This is a genomic window from Streptomyces sp. NPDC002018, from assembly GCF_042890865.1.
Classification (GTDB): Bacteria; Actinomycetota; Actinomycetes; order Streptomycetales; family Streptomycetaceae; genus Streptomyces.
In genome coordinates this window covers 1-12989 of sequence record NZ_JBIASO010000012.1, presented here as the reverse complement: position 1 = coordinate 12989, position 12989 = coordinate 1, and the positions used below count along the sequence as shown (strand labels likewise).

The following is a 12989-nucleotide window of genomic DNA, read 5'->3' as shown; positions in this document are numbered from 1 at the left end:
CATTCCCCCACTCGTGAGAGATCAGTTTCCGTATCGCGGAATCCGGAGGACTGTCGTGTTCGTACAGCAACTCGAACCTGTCGCCGACTCGCTCGCACTCTCCGCACTCGTCGCCGCGGTGCCCCTGGCCACCGTGCTGGTCCTGCTCGGTGTCGTCCGGATGAGAGCGCACCTCGCGGGGCTGATCGGTCTCGCCGTCGCGGTGCTGGTGGGCTGGCTCACCTACGCCATGCCCCTGGGCCAGACCCTCTCGGCCGGCGCCGCGGGAGCGCTCTTCGGACTCTTCCCGATCATGTGGATCGTCGTCAACGCGCTCTGGGTGTACCGGCTGACGGTCCGTACCCATCACTTCGACATCCTCCGCCGCTCCTTCGGACGGCTCTCCGACGATCCCCGTATCCAGGCGCTCGTCATCGCGTTCTGCTTCGGCGCGCTGCTCGAAGCGCTCGCCGGTTTCGGGGCGCCGGTCGCCATCTGTTCGGTGATGCTGGTCGCGCTCGGCTTCGACCCGGTCAAGGCCGCCGTCGTCTCGCTGGTCGCCAACACCGCGCCCGTGGCCTTCGGCGCGATGGGAACACCGGTCGTGACACTCGCCCAGGTCACCGGTCTGCCGCTGGACACGGTCGCCTCGGTCGTCGGCCGCCAGACCCCGCTGCTCGCACTGGTCGTCCCGCTGGTGCTGATAGGGCTCGTCGACGGCAAGCGGGGGCTGCGCGAGACCTGGGTGCCCGCGCTGGCCTGTGGAGTCGCCTTCGCCGTGGCCCAGTTCGCCGCCTCGAACTATGTCTCCGCCCAACTCGCCGACATCGGCGCCGCGCTGGCGGGCGCGGCGGCCCTGATGGCGGTCCCGTCGGCGCGCAGGCCCGCGGCGGAGCCGGTGCGTGTGGCGGTGCTCACGGGCGTACGGAGCGAGGACCTGGACGAGGAGGACCCGCGCCCCGAGGTGCTGCGCGCCTACGCCCCGTACGGTCTGATCGTGGTGATCTTCTCGATCGCCCAGATCCCGCCGGTCAAGGACCTGCTGGCGAAGGCGACGCAGGTCTTCGACTGGCCCTTCCTCGATGTCGCCGACGCGGCGGGGAAGCCGGTCGGCGCCAATGTCTTCTCCCTGCCGCTCGTCGCCACGGGCGGCACGCTCGTCCTGCTCGCGGGGCTGTTCACGGCCGTCATACTCGGCGTACGGGCGGGTGACGCGGCGCGCGAGTGGGCGGGCACGGTGCACGAACTGCGGTACGCGATCCTCACCGTCACCTCGGTGCTGGCCCTCGCGTATGTCATGAACCTCTCCGGACAGGCGGCCACCATCGGTCACTTCGTCGCGGCCGCGGGCGCGGGACTGGCGTTCCTCTCGCCGATCCTGGGCTGGTTCGGTGTCGCGGTCTCGGGCTCGGACACCTCGGCGAACGCGCTCTTCGGCGCGCTCCAGGTGACGGCGGCGAACGAGTCGGGACTGTCGCCGGAACTGCTGGCGGCGGCGAACAGCTCCGGGGGAGTGCTGGGGAAGATGATCTCGCCGCAGAATCTGACGATCGCGTGCGCGGCGGTGGGACTGGCGGGCAAGGAGGGTGACCTGCTGCGCAAGGTGCTGCCGTGGAGTCTGGGACTTCTGCTGGTGATGTGTTTGATCGTGGTCGGACAGAGCACGGCTGTGCTGGGATGGATGCTTCCCTGACCGCCGGTCCCCGGAACCATCCGCGCCGGGGGACCAGGAACCAGCCCGGGGGTACCCGGACCAGCCCGGGGGTATCCGGAACTGTCCGAGGGGTACCCGGAACCATCCGTACCCGGGGTACCCATACGGGTAGTTTGTCGTGAGCGCATGCGTCGTGAGCGGATGCGTGAGCGCATGACAGCAACATCTGGAGGGGTGGCAGTGGCCGACTTGTCGCAGCTCGTGAAGGCCTACGACGTGCGTGGGCTCTACCCGGATCAACTGGACGACCGGCTCGCGGAGCTCTTCGGCGCCGCCTTCGTCCAGGTTACCGGGGCCGAGGCGATCGTCATCGGCCATGACATGCGGCCGTCCTCCCCCGGGCTGGCGTCGGGCTTCGCGCGGGGCGCCGTCTCGCGCGGAGCCGACGCCACGATCATCGGGCTCTGCTCCACCGACCAGTTGTACTACGCCTCGGGGAAGCTGGATCTGCCGGGCGCGATGTTCACGGCGTCGCACAATCCGGCCCGGTACAACGGCATCAAGATGTGCCGGGCGGGCGCGGCGCCGGTCGGCCAGGACACGGGGCTGGCGGAGATTCGTACGCTGGTCGAAGAGTGGCTCGAAGCGGGCGCCCCGCCCTCCGCGACCCGGCCGGGAACCACCTCGTCGCGTGACACCCTGACCGACTACGCCGCGCATCTGCTGTCCCTGGTCGACCTCTCGGCGATCCGCCCGCTGAAGGTCGTCGTCGACGCGGGGAACGGCATGGGCGGACATACCGTCCCGACGGTCCTCGCGGGACTGCCGCTCGATGTGGTGCCGATGTACTTCGAGCTGGACGGCACATTCCCGAACCACGAGGCCAACCCGCTGGACCCGAAGAACATCGTGGACCTCCAGGCCCGGGTACGGGCGGAGAGCGCGGACCTGGGGCTCGCCTTCGACGGTGACGCCGACCGCTGTTTCGTCGTGGACGAGCGCGGGGAGGGCGTCTCCCCGTCGGTGATCACCGCGCTGGTGGCGGCGCGCGAACTGGCCAAGCACCCGGGCGGCACGGTGATCCACAACCTGATCACCTCCTGGTCGGTCCCCGAGGTCGTCAGGGAACAGGGCGGCACCCCCGTGCGCACCCGGGTCGGCCACTCCTTCATCAAGCAGGAGATGGCCGAGACGGGCGCGATCTTCGGCGGTGAGCACTCCGCGCACTACTACTTCCGTGACTTCTGGAACGCGGATACGGGGATGCTCGCCGCGCTCCATGTCCTGGCGGCCCTCGGCGGCCAGGACGGACCGCTGTCCGAACTGGTCTCCTCGTACGACCGGTACGCCGGCTCCGGGGAGATCAACTCCACGGTCGACGACCAGAGCGCCCGTACGGCGGCGGTGCGCGAGGCGTTCGCGGACCGCGAGGGCGTGACGTTCGACGAACTGGACGGGCTGACGGTGACCGGCAGGGACTGGTGGTTCAACCTCCGCGCCTCCAACACGGAACCGCTGCTGCGCCTGAACGTGGAGGCGCGCGAGGAGGCGACGATGGCCAAGATCCGCGACGAGGCCCTCGCCCTGATCCGCACCTGATCCGTACCGAGCCGCGTCTGACACCCACCGGCACTCCGCCGGCTCGCGGGACTGCGGAGCCGCCGGTCCGCCGGCCTGCCAGTCCGTCCGCCTCGCCCCAGCCTCGTCTGCCGGTCTGCCGGTCTGCCGGTCTGCCGGTCTGCCGGTCTGCGGGCCTGCGGGTCCGCCGGTCCGCTGGCCCGTCCGCCGGGGCACCGGCCCGTGGGAGCGGCCGGTCCGTGGGAGCGCGGGGCAGTCCGCCCGCTCGGGTTCCCGTCCGGACTTCGGCCGCCCGGCCGCCCGGCTGCCCGGCCTTCGGAACGGTCGCGCCGGAAAGGCCGGGGCCCGGCCGCCCAGGTCCGGCGCCCGGGGCCCGGTGGCGGGGGAGCGCGCGCCCGGAGGCGCCGGGGCCCCGCAGGATCGGCTCCGTACCCCGGAATGAGCCCCCGCCCGGCCCCCGGCGGTAGGCTGACGTGGCCCGTTCCACCCGTTCTGTTCGAAGGGACGTCACCCCCATGCCGCTCGAAGCCGGCCTCCTGGAGATCCTCGCCTGCCCGGCCTGTCACGCGCCGCTCAGCGACAGCACGGCAGCCGACACTCCCGAGCTGATCTGCACCGGCGGGGACTGCGGCCTGGCCTACCCGGTGCGGGACGACATTCCGGTCCTCCTCGTCGACGAGGCGCGTCGCCCCGCCTGAGCACACCCAAGCGCCCCATCCAAGCGCCGCCACGGCGTCCCGCGCCGGGCGATCGGAGGCCCACATCCCATGCTCGACGAGTCGCTGCTCGACGCTCCTGACGCGCTGGCCCACGCCGACCGCCGCGGTCTGCTCCGTGGCGCGGCCGAGGCCGGGGCACGGGTGCGTACCGCCCTACGGCACACCGCCGAGGCCGGTATCACCGCGCTCACCCCGGAGGGCCGCCCCCGCGCCGTACTGGTCGCGGGGTCCGGCGCCGCGGCCACCGGCGCCGCCGATCTGATCACCGCCCTGGTCGGTGGCAGCGCGCCCGTCACCCGCCTCCGCCCCACCGGCGTCGCGCCCGCCGCCGGCGCCCTGCGCTGGGCGCTGCCCGGCTGGGCCGGCCCGGTCGACCTGCTTCTGATCGCCACCACCGAGGGCAGCGAACCCGGTCTCGCGCTCCTCGCCGAACAGGCGTACCGCCGCGGCTGTACGGTCGTCGCCGTCGCCCCGCGTCAGTCGCCGCTGACGGAGGCGGTCGACGGCGCGCACGGCCTCCTCCTGCCGATGGCGACCGCGCCGAACGAGTGGCTGGAGGAAGAAGCCACCCAGGTCACGGGAGCCGGTGCGCTCTGGGCCCTGCTCGTCCCGCTGCTCGCCCTCCTGGACCGCGTCGGCCTGGTCACCGCGCCGGCCGAGACCCTCCAGCTCGTCGCCGACCGGCTGGACCGCACCGCCGAGCGCTGCGGCCCCGCCATCGCGACGTACAGCAACCCGGCCAAGACCCTCGCCGCCGAACTCGCCGACAGCCTGCCGCTGATCTGGACGGAGGGCGCGGCCGCGGCCCCCGCCGGGCGCCGGTTCGCCGACGTACTGGCCGAGCTGACCGGCCGCCCCGCGCTCGCCGCCCAGCTCCCCGAGGCGCTTCCGGCCCATGGCGCGCTGCTCGCGGGTGACTTCGCGGGCGGTGCCGACCCCGACGACTTCTTCCGCGACCGGGTCGAGGAGCGCCAGGCCCTGCGGGCCCGTGTCGTCCTGCTCCGGGACCGTCCGGTCGGCGGACTCACCGCGGCCCCCGCGGCCCGCGAACTCGCGCTCAGCCATGACACGGCCATCAGCGAACTGGAGCCGGAGGAGGGCAGCGAACTCGAAGCCCTCGCCGAGCTGATCGCCGTCACCGACTTCGCCACGGTCTATCTCGCCCTGGCCGGCGGCGCCCCGGCATGATCCGGGCCGGCCGCCGCGCCCGCGCGCACCACACCGCCCGCCACTCCGTGTGTGTCCACCACACCGTGCGTCTCCACCATCCCGTGCGTGTCCACCACACCGTGGCGCCACCATCTTCCTGCGGCCACCACACCTTCACCGCCGTAACACCCGTGCCGCCCTCGCACGCCGCCGTCATGTCACCACGTACCAGAAAGCTCACCCCATGGACCGCCTCTCGAATACCGTGCGCCCCTACGCCTGGGGTTCCACGACCCTGATCCCGGAACTGCTCGGGACCGCCCCCACCGGCGAACCCCAGGCCGAGATGTGGATGGGCGCCCACCCCGGGGCCCCGTCGCGCCTCGACCGCGGCTCCGGCGAGCAGGCGCTGTCGGTCCTGATCGACGCCGATCCCGAGGCGGAACTCGGCGCGGCCGCGGCCGGCAAGTTCGGCCCCCGACTGCCGTTCCTGCTCAAGCTCCTCGCGGCCGGCTCCCCGCTCTCCCTCCAGGTCCACCCCGATCTCGCCCAGGCGAGGCGGGGTTACGCGGACGAGGAGAGCCGAGGCGTCCCGATCGACGCCCCGCACCGCAACTACAAGGACGCCAACCACAAGCCCGAACTGATCTGCGCCCTCACCCCCTTCGACGGGCTCTGCGGCTTCCGCGCCCCCGACGACGCCGCCGAGTTGCTCGCCCGGCTGGACGTCGACTCGCTCAAGCCGTATGTCGACATCCTGCACGCCCACCCCGAAGAGGCCGCGCTGCGCGAGGTACTCACCGCCGTCCTCGGCGCCGATCCCACCGAGATGGCCGCCACCGTCGCCGAGGCCGCCGCCGCGGCCGAACGGCTCGGCGGCGACTACAGGCCGTATGTGTCGATCGCACACCACTACCCCGGCGACCCCGGTGTCATCGCCGCCATGCTGCTCAACTACGTACAACTCCAGCCCGGCGAGGCCCTTTTCCTCGGCGCGGGTGTTCCGCACGCCTATCTCAACGGCCTCGGCGTGGAAATCATGGCCAACTCGGACAACGTCCTCCGCTGCGGCCTCACCCCCAAGCATGTGGATGTCCCCGAACTGCTCCGGATCGTGCGCTTCGAGGCGACCGAGCCCGCCGTGCTGCGCCCCGAGGCCTCCCCGTCGGGCGAGGAACTGTACGAGACCCCCATCGACGAGTTCCGGCTCTCCCGCTACTCCCTCGCCCCGGGCGGCGTACCGCGCGACCTCACGGCGGAGACCCCCCAGATCCTGCTCTGCACGGCGGGCACACCCCGGGCGAACGGTATCGAGCTGGCCCCCGGCGCCTCGGTCTTCGTCCCCGCGGGCGAGAAGACCGAACTGTCCGGTACGGGCACCGTGTTCCGTGCCACAGTGGTGGTCTGATGCACCGACCACCCCGTCGGCTGCAACAATGTCCCGCCGTACCGCGGCGCCAGGGCCGCAGCACCTAGGAAGGGACACCACGCACCCATGAGCGCGTCAGGCGGAACCAAGGCGATCGTGGCGGCACTCGGCGCCAACCTCGCGATCGCGGCAGCCAAGTTCGTGGCGTTCGCGTTCAGCGGTTCGTCGTCGATGCTCGCGGAGGGTGTGCACTCCCTCGCCGACTCCGGCAACCAGGGGCTGCTCCTCCTCGGCGGCAAGAAGGCACAGCGCGAGGCAACCCCACAACACCCCTTCGGCTACGGGCGCGAACGCTATATCTACGCCTTCCTGGTCTCCATCGTGCTCTTCTCGGTGGGCGGCATGTTCGCCATCTACGAGGGTTACGAGAAGATCAAGCACCCCCATGAGATCGAGGCCTGGTACTGGCCGGTCGGAGTGCTCGTCTTCGCGATCATCGCGGAGTCGATCTCGTTCCGTACGGCCATCAAGGAGTCCAACGCCACCCGCGGCTCGCTCTCCTGGACGGAGTTCGTCCGCCGCGCCAAGGCCCCCGAGCTTCCCGTGGTGCTCCTGGAGGACCTCGGCGCCCTGATCGGTCTGATCCTCGCCCTCGGCGGCGTCGGAATCGCCCTGGCCACCGGCAACGGTGTCTGGGACGGTATCGGCACCCTCTGCATCGGCGTGCTGCTCATCCTGATCGCCCTGGTCCTGGCCGCCGAGACGAAGTCCCTGCTCCTCGGCGAGTCCGCCGGCACGGAGGACGTCGAGAAGATCAAGACTGCGCTCGTCGACGGCGAAGTGGTCACCGGCATCATCCACATGCGTACGCTCCACCTCGGCCCCGAGGAACTGCTGGTCGCGGCCAAGATCGCGGTCCAGCACGACGACACGGCCGCGGAGGTGGCCCGCGCGATCGACGCCGCCGAGTCGCGGATCCGCGAGGCGGTCCCGATCGCCCGTGTGATCTATCTGGAGCCGGACATCTACAACGAGTCGGCCGCCGCCGCGGGCACCGACGCCGACAAGACCCCGGGCGGCCCGACGCCGGACACCGCCCACTGACGCCGCCCACGCGTACGGCCCACGGGACCCCGCCCGGTCCACCGCCCAGGACCCCACGCGTCCCGGGAGACCACCCGGCGGGGCCCCAAGACCTCCAGCGGCGTCGCCCGCCCGGGGCCTCAAGACCTGCACGGTCGGGGCCCGTCGGGCGACCACCTCCGTAACCGCCCGGTCCCTCTTCGACTCGATCTCGTCGCCCTCGTCGCCCTCTCTTCCTTGTTCTCCCTCGTTCTTCCTCGTCGTTCCCCCTCGTTCTTCTCCGTTCGACTGTGGGCCGCTGGGCCGATCGGTGTAGATTCGTGACCAGTGCCAGACGTCGCTGCTGATGGCGGTCGGGCGGTCCGCCCACGGACCGTCCGAGGGAGAGAGGGCCTCCGACGGACTGTGCCCGCGAGCGCTCGGGCATTCGTATGCCCGTCGCCGCAGAGCCAGCCGTACGCACCCACCCTCGACCCGATTCACGAGGAGCAGCTCGTTATGACGACTGTCGCCAACCGACAGGACTTCAAGGTCGCCGACCTCTCGCTCGCCGAGTTCGGCCGCAAGGAGATCACGCTCGCCGAGCACGAGATGCCCGGTCTGATGTCGATCCGCAAGGAGTACGCGGCCACGAAGCCGCTCACCGGCGCCCGTATCACCGGCTCCCTGCACATGACGGTGCAGACCGCGGTCCTCATCGAGACCCTGGCCGCCCTCGGCGCCGAGGTCCGCTGGGCGTCCTGCAACATCTTCTCCACCCAGGACCACGCCGCCGCCGCCATCGCGGTCGGCCCCGAGGGCACCCCGGAGAACCCCCAGGGCATTCCCGTCTTCGCCTGGAAGGGCGAGACGCTGGAGGAGTACTGGTGGTGCACGGAGCAGGCCCTGACCTGGCCGAACACGCCCACCGGCGGCCCGAACATGATCCTGGACGACGGCGGTGACGCCACCCTCCTGGTGCACAAGGGCGTCGAGTTCGAGAAGGCCGGCGAGGCCCCGGACCCGGCGACCGCGGACAGCGAGGAGTACGGCTACATCCTCGGTCTGCTCAACCGCACCCTCACGGAGAACCCGCAGAAGTGGACCCGTCTGGCGTCCGAGATCCGCGGTGTCACCGAGGAGACCACGACCGGTGTGCACCGGCTGTACGAGATGCAGCGTGACGGTGTCCTCCTGTTCCCGGCGATCAACGTCAACGACGCGGTCACCAAGTCGAAGTTCGACAACAAGTACGGCTGCCGCCACTCGCTGATCGACGGCATCAACCGCGCCACGGACGTCCTCATCGGCGGCAAGGTCGCGGTCGTCTTCGGCTACGGCGACGTCGGCAAGGGCTGCGCCGAGTCCCTGCGCGGCCAGGGCGCCCGCGTGATCATCACCGAGATCGACCCGATCTGCGCGCTCCAGGCGGCGATGGACGGCTACCAGGTCTCCACGCTCGACGATGTCGTCGGTATCGCCGACATCTTCGTGACCACGACGGGCAACAAGGACATCATCATGGCCTCGGACATGGCCAAGATGAAGCACCAGGCGATCGTCGGCAACATCGGTCACTTCGACAACGAGATCGACATGGCCGGCCTGGCCAAGATCGAGGGCATCGTCAAGGACGAGGTCAAGCCGCAGGTCCACACCTGGACCTTCCCGGACGGGAAGACGATCATCGTCCTCTCCGAGGGCCGTCTGCTGAACCTGGGCAACGCGACCGGTCACCCGTCCTTCGTGATGTCCAACTCGTTCGCGGACCAGACGCTGGCCCAGATCGAGCTGTTCACCAAGCCGGAGGAGTACCCGACCGAGGTCTACGTGCTGCCCAAGCACCTGGACGAGAAGGTTGCCCGCCTCCACCTCGACGCGCTCGGTGTGAAGCTCACGACGCTCCGCCCGGAGCAGGCGGCGTACATCGGTGTCGATGTCGCGGGCCCCTACAAGCCCGACCACTACCGCTACTGATCCGCACTGGTCCGCGACTGACCCACGGCCGCCGACCCGCTCGGCCCGGCAGCCCGCCGGGCCGACAGGACGCCGGACCAACGGTTCACTGACGGGCCTTCAGCGGCAGGCACCGACAGCCAGAGGCACCAGCACCAGCGGTACACGACAGGCCCCCGCACCCCCGTGACGGGGGCCTGTCCCGTGTGTGGAAGAGCGCGCCAACGAGCGTGCCAGGAACACGCGGAAGAACGCCGGTCCGCCTCGACGCCGAACCATCGACCGGACCCGGCATCCGTCGGGACATCAGTCGCCGAGGACCCGAACAACCCGGAAGACCCCATGCCCCGCGGCCGTTATTCGCTCCATGATCCGCACGATCATTCCCCTCTCGGTGACGAACACTTCCACTGCGCGCCCGGCCCCTCCGGCTGGCGCTATGTCTCCCAGATCACCACTCCCTCCGGCGAGCACGCCGGCTCCGTCGATCTGGCCCTCGACGAACTCGGACGCCCCATCCGTCTGCAACTCCACGCCGCGAGCTGGCAGATCCGCGGTGCCGCCCTGGACGGCGTCACCTGGGTCCGTACCGACCCCACCGGCGCCCATGCCACGGAGGGCAATGTGCGCGCCCATGCCTTCACCGGCACCTCCCCGGCCTTTCTTGTCGCGACAGCACGACTTCTGCGTCTCACCCCCGGCTCCCCCGCGACCCGCGTCCGTCTCGTCGCCTTCACGGACCCGGTCCTGGCACCCCGTACCGTCGATCAGTCCTGGGCGCTGGTGAACAGTGAAGCGCACGCCACTGACAATGGGGCCCTGACCGTGGACGAGTACCAGGTCAACGCCCTGGACACCGGTGAACAGCACACGGTTCATCTCGCCGGGGACGTGGTGCTCTCCGCCCCCGGCATCGAACTCGAAGACCTCGAAACCCCGCCCTCGGCCCTCTCCTGACCTGCGGCCCCACCCCTACGCGGGCGGGGCGAAACCGGTGGCGTGCGGCGACTCCTCGACAGCCGGTGCGGACGCCGGCCCTGGAGCCGGTTCCGGAGCCGGAGCGGACGTCTCCTCGGGCCCGGATGTGGGCGAAGGCGCGGGTGCGGGTGCGGAAGAGGGCGCGGGTGCGGGTGCGGGAGCAAACGCGGATGTGGGCGCCGGTCCGGCAGCGGCGGCCCCGAAGGCCCGCCGTGCGTCCCGTGCCTGCCGCTCCTGCACCACGGCTGCCAGATAGGCCCCGGCCGGAACCCCCTGCGGCGCGGGGGTTCCCGTGCGGACCGCCAGATCACCCGCGAGCCGCTCGGCCATGGCCCGGCTCACGTTCGCGTCGAGCTGGTCCAGCCGTGTGAGGTACTGGCGTATCGCGAGCCACAGCTCGTCCGGCACCCCGGAGAGGTCCAGCTCCGTGAAGCGCCCCACGAGCCACGGCGGAGGCGGCGGCACCATCGCCATACGTCCCCGAGGCACCCGTTCCCTGACGACGAGGGTCCCGGCGAACACATCGCCGATCCGCCGACCCCGCGCCGACACCAGCGACGCGATACAGGCGACGACCCCGAACGAGATCAGGATCTCCACCACGCCCATCGCTCCGCGCACCAGCGCGTGCCGGAACCGTATGGGCCCGCCGTCGTCCCGTACGACCCGCAGGCCGCAGGCCAGTTTCCCCAGCGAGCGGCCGTGGCTGAGCGTCTCCACCGCGATCGGACCGCCCACCAGAATCAGCAGGAAGGACGCGACAGCCAGCGCCGCGATCGCCGCGTCGTCCATGGAGCCTGTCGCCAGCGCGAGGCCGAACGAGACCAGCAGATAGACGCCCCACACCGCCACCAGGTCGATCGCCAGCGCCAGTGCCCGGCTGGGCAGCTTCGCCGGGCGCAGCCCCAGTACGACCGCGTCGCCCGTGACAAGCTCATTCACCGGTGCCCACCCTTCGCCGACCTTCCCTGCCCTTGAAGGCATCAGTCTGCCAAGCTGACCCGCAGCGCGTCGCGGTGGCGCAGTCGCAGGAGTGCGGTACCGCGGGAGTACGGACCGTACGCACCCAGTGCCTGGAGCAGCAGCCGACCATGGACCTCGATGTCTTCGTGACAGCCCACCGTGCCGAGTGGGACCGCCTGGAACATCTCCTGCGCCGCGGCCGCCGTCTCAGCGGTGCCGAGGCCGACGAACTCGTCGCTCTCTACCAGCGCACGGCGACCCATCTCTCGCTGATCCAGTCGACGGCTCCCGACCCGATGATCACCACACGTCTCACCCAGCTCGTGGCCCGTGCCCGTGCCACGGTCACCGGTGCCCGTCGCGCCACCTGGCGCGACGCCGTGCGCTTCCTGACGGAGGGCTTTCCCGCCGCCGTCTACCGGTCGCGCCGCTGGTGGATACCGACGGCGGTTCTCTCGACACTGCTGGCCGCGGTCATCGGCTGGTGGATCGGAACCCATCCCGAGATCCAGTCGGCCATCGGCGCTCCGGAGGACCTGCGCCGGATGACACGTCCTGGCGGCGAGTACGAGACGTACTACTCCAGCCACCCGGCGGCCTCCTTCGCGGCCCAGGTCTGGACGAACAACGCCCAGGCCGCCGCCATGTGCCTGGTGCTGGGCGCGTTCCTCTGTCTCCCGGTGATCGTGATCCTGTTGGTCAACGTCCTCAATCTGGGAGTCGGGATCGGGCTCATGTCCTCGGCCGGCCGTCTCGACACCTTCCTGGGGCTGATCCTTCCGCACGGTCTGCTCGAACTGACCGCGGTATTCGTCGCCGCCGGTACGGGCCTGAAGCTCGGCTGGACCCTGATCGACCCCGGCCCGTACAGCCGTCGCACCGCGATGGCCCAGCAGGGCCGCGCCGCGCTCGGCATGGCCATCGGACTCGCTCTCGTCCTGTTCGTGTCGGGCGTGATCGAAGGCTTCGTCACCCCGTCGGGCCTGCCCACGTGGGCGCGCATAGCGATCGGTATAGCTGCTGAGCTGGCGTTTCTGGCGTACGTATACATCCTCGGCGGCAGGGCGGACCGGTCCGGCGAGACAGGCGACGTGGATGCCGTGGACCGGAGTGCGGAACTCCCCACCGCCGCCTGATGTGCGGATCACGTCCCTGACCTGTTAGTCTCCTCTTCGCCCCGCAAAGACCGTTGACACGGTCCGAGTGGGGAGGTAGATTAGAACGGTTGCCTCGGAGCTGGACATGCTCCGTGAGCAGTGGTACATATCTACGCGGCTCCCGACGGAGAAGGAATTTCCGTGGAGCCCTCTCGATTCGCCTTCCAGATCATTAAGGTCGATGTGATTCGGCCCGGAATGTTTCTGATAAAGTCGGATCAAGCCGAAAGGCAAAAGACCAATCCAAAGGTCACTGGAATTCACGAGGCAGAACACGCCGAATGGATCTGGTAAAGTCGGAAACGTAAGACAGCAACACAGAAGAACTGCAAGACAAGTAAAACAGCAGGACCGAAGGGAAGCCCGGAGGAAAGCCCGCGAGGGTGAGTACAAAGGAAGCGTCCGTTCCTTGAGAACTCAACAGC

10 protein-coding genes are annotated in these 12989 nt (G+C 70.3%); 9 read left to right on the top strand and 1 reads right to left on the bottom strand.

Annotated features, from left to right (window positions below; genetic code table 11):
• The first annotated feature begins 55 nt into the window (after nucleotides 1-55).
• From ACFYYH_RS20730 to ACFYYH_RS20695, 8 genes are all read left to right on the top strand, one after another.
• The gene (locus tag ACFYYH_RS20730) at nucleotides 56-1672 is read left to right on the top strand and encodes an L-lactate permease (RefSeq protein WP_388552916.1); all 1617 of its coding nucleotides are present in this window, start codon (nucleotides 56-58) and stop codon (nucleotides 1670-1672) included.
• A 174-nt stretch (nucleotides 1673-1846) separates the two neighbouring features.
• Nucleotides 1847-3232 (top strand): phosphomannomutase/phosphoglucomutase, encoded by a 1386-nt coding sequence (locus tag ACFYYH_RS20725; RefSeq protein ID WP_388552913.1) that lies wholly within the window; start codon nucleotides 1847-1849, stop codon nucleotides 3230-3232.
• Nucleotides 3233-3726: 494 nt separating this feature from the next.
• Nucleotides 3727-3909 carry a Trm112 family protein gene (locus ACFYYH_RS20720; protein ID WP_066944395.1) on the top strand — a complete coding sequence of 61 codons (183 nt, stop codon included), beginning with the start codon at nucleotides 3727-3729 and terminating at the stop codon, nucleotides 3907-3909.
• Between the two features lie 69 nt (nucleotides 3910-3978).
• The gene (locus ACFYYH_RS20715) at nucleotides 3979-5118 is read left to right on the top strand and encodes an SIS domain-containing protein (RefSeq protein WP_388552910.1); all 1140 of its coding nucleotides are present in this window, start codon (nucleotides 3979-3981) and stop codon (nucleotides 5116-5118) included.
• Nucleotides 5119-5323: 205 nt separating this feature from the next.
• Nucleotides 5324-6487, top strand: coding sequence for a mannose-6-phosphate isomerase, class I (gene manA / locus ACFYYH_RS20710; protein ID WP_388552907.1), 1164 nt, complete (start codon nucleotides 5324-5326; stop codon nucleotides 6485-6487).
• An 87-nt stretch (nucleotides 6488-6574) separates the two neighbouring features.
• Nucleotides 6575-7552: a cation diffusion facilitator family transporter gene (locus tag ACFYYH_RS20705; RefSeq protein ID WP_388552904.1), complete on the top strand. Its 978-nt coding sequence runs from the start codon at nucleotides 6575-6577 to the stop codon at nucleotides 7550-7552.
• Nucleotides 7553-8029: 477 nt separating this feature from the next.
• On the top strand, nucleotides 8030-9487 hold the full coding sequence (ahcY, locus tag ACFYYH_RS20700; protein WP_388552902.1) for an adenosylhomocysteinase: 1458 nt from the start codon (nucleotides 8030-8032) through the stop codon (nucleotides 9485-9487).
• Nucleotides 9488-9808: 321 nt separating this feature from the next.
• Nucleotides 9809-10423 carry a hypothetical protein gene (locus tag ACFYYH_RS20695; RefSeq protein ID WP_388552899.1) on the top strand — a complete coding sequence of 205 codons (615 nt, stop codon included), beginning with the start codon at nucleotides 9809-9811 and terminating at the stop codon, nucleotides 10421-10423.
• Nucleotides 10424-10438: 15 nt separating this feature from the next.
• Here ACFYYH_RS20695 and ACFYYH_RS20690 read toward each other — a convergent pair whose 3' ends face one another.
• Nucleotides 10439-11428: an RDD family protein gene (locus ACFYYH_RS20690; protein WP_388552897.1), complete on the bottom strand. Its 990-nt coding sequence runs from the start codon at nucleotides 11426-11428 to the stop codon at nucleotides 10439-10441.
• A gap of 107 nt (nucleotides 11429-11535) precedes the next feature.
• Here ACFYYH_RS20690 and ACFYYH_RS20685 point away from each other — a divergent pair, with 107 nt between their 5' ends.
• Complete coding sequence (locus tag ACFYYH_RS20685; protein WP_388553426.1) at nucleotides 11536-12543, top strand: stage II sporulation protein M; 1008 nt, start codon at nucleotides 11536-11538, stop codon at nucleotides 12541-12543.
• Nucleotides 12544-12989 lie beyond the last annotated feature (446 nt).

Coding starts and splice junctions, on each gene's coding strand:
- ACFYYH_RS20725 (WP_388552913.1), top strand. CDS start 1,847: ATGACAGCAACATCTGGAGGGGTGGCAGTGGCCGACTTGTCGCAGCTC.
- ACFYYH_RS20720 (WP_066944395.1), top strand. CDS start 3,727: ATGCCGCTCGAAGCCGGCCTCCTGGAGATCCTCGCCTGCCCGGCCTGT.
- ACFYYH_RS20715 (WP_388552910.1), top strand. CDS start 3,979: ATGCTCGACGAGTCGCTGCTCGACGCTCCTGACGCGCTGGCCCACGCC.
- manA (WP_388552907.1), top strand. CDS start 5,324: ATGGACCGCCTCTCGAATACCGTGCGCCCCTACGCCTGGGGTTCCACG.
- ACFYYH_RS20705 (WP_388552904.1), top strand. CDS start 6,575: ATGAGCGCGTCAGGCGGAACCAAGGCGATCGTGGCGGCACTCGGCGCC.
- ahcY (WP_388552902.1), top strand. CDS start 8,030: ATGACGACTGTCGCCAACCGACAGGACTTCAAGGTCGCCGACCTCTCG.
- ACFYYH_RS20695 (WP_388552899.1), top strand. CDS start 9,809: ATGCCCCGCGGCCGTTATTCGCTCCATGATCCGCACGATCATTCCCCT.
- ACFYYH_RS20690 (WP_388552897.1), bottom strand. CDS start 11,428: ATGCCTTCAAGGGCAGGGAAGGTCGGCGAAGGGTGGGCACCGGTGAAT.
- ACFYYH_RS20685 (WP_388553426.1), top strand. CDS start 11,536: ATGGACCTCGATGTCTTCGTGACAGCCCACCGTGCCGAGTGGGACCGC.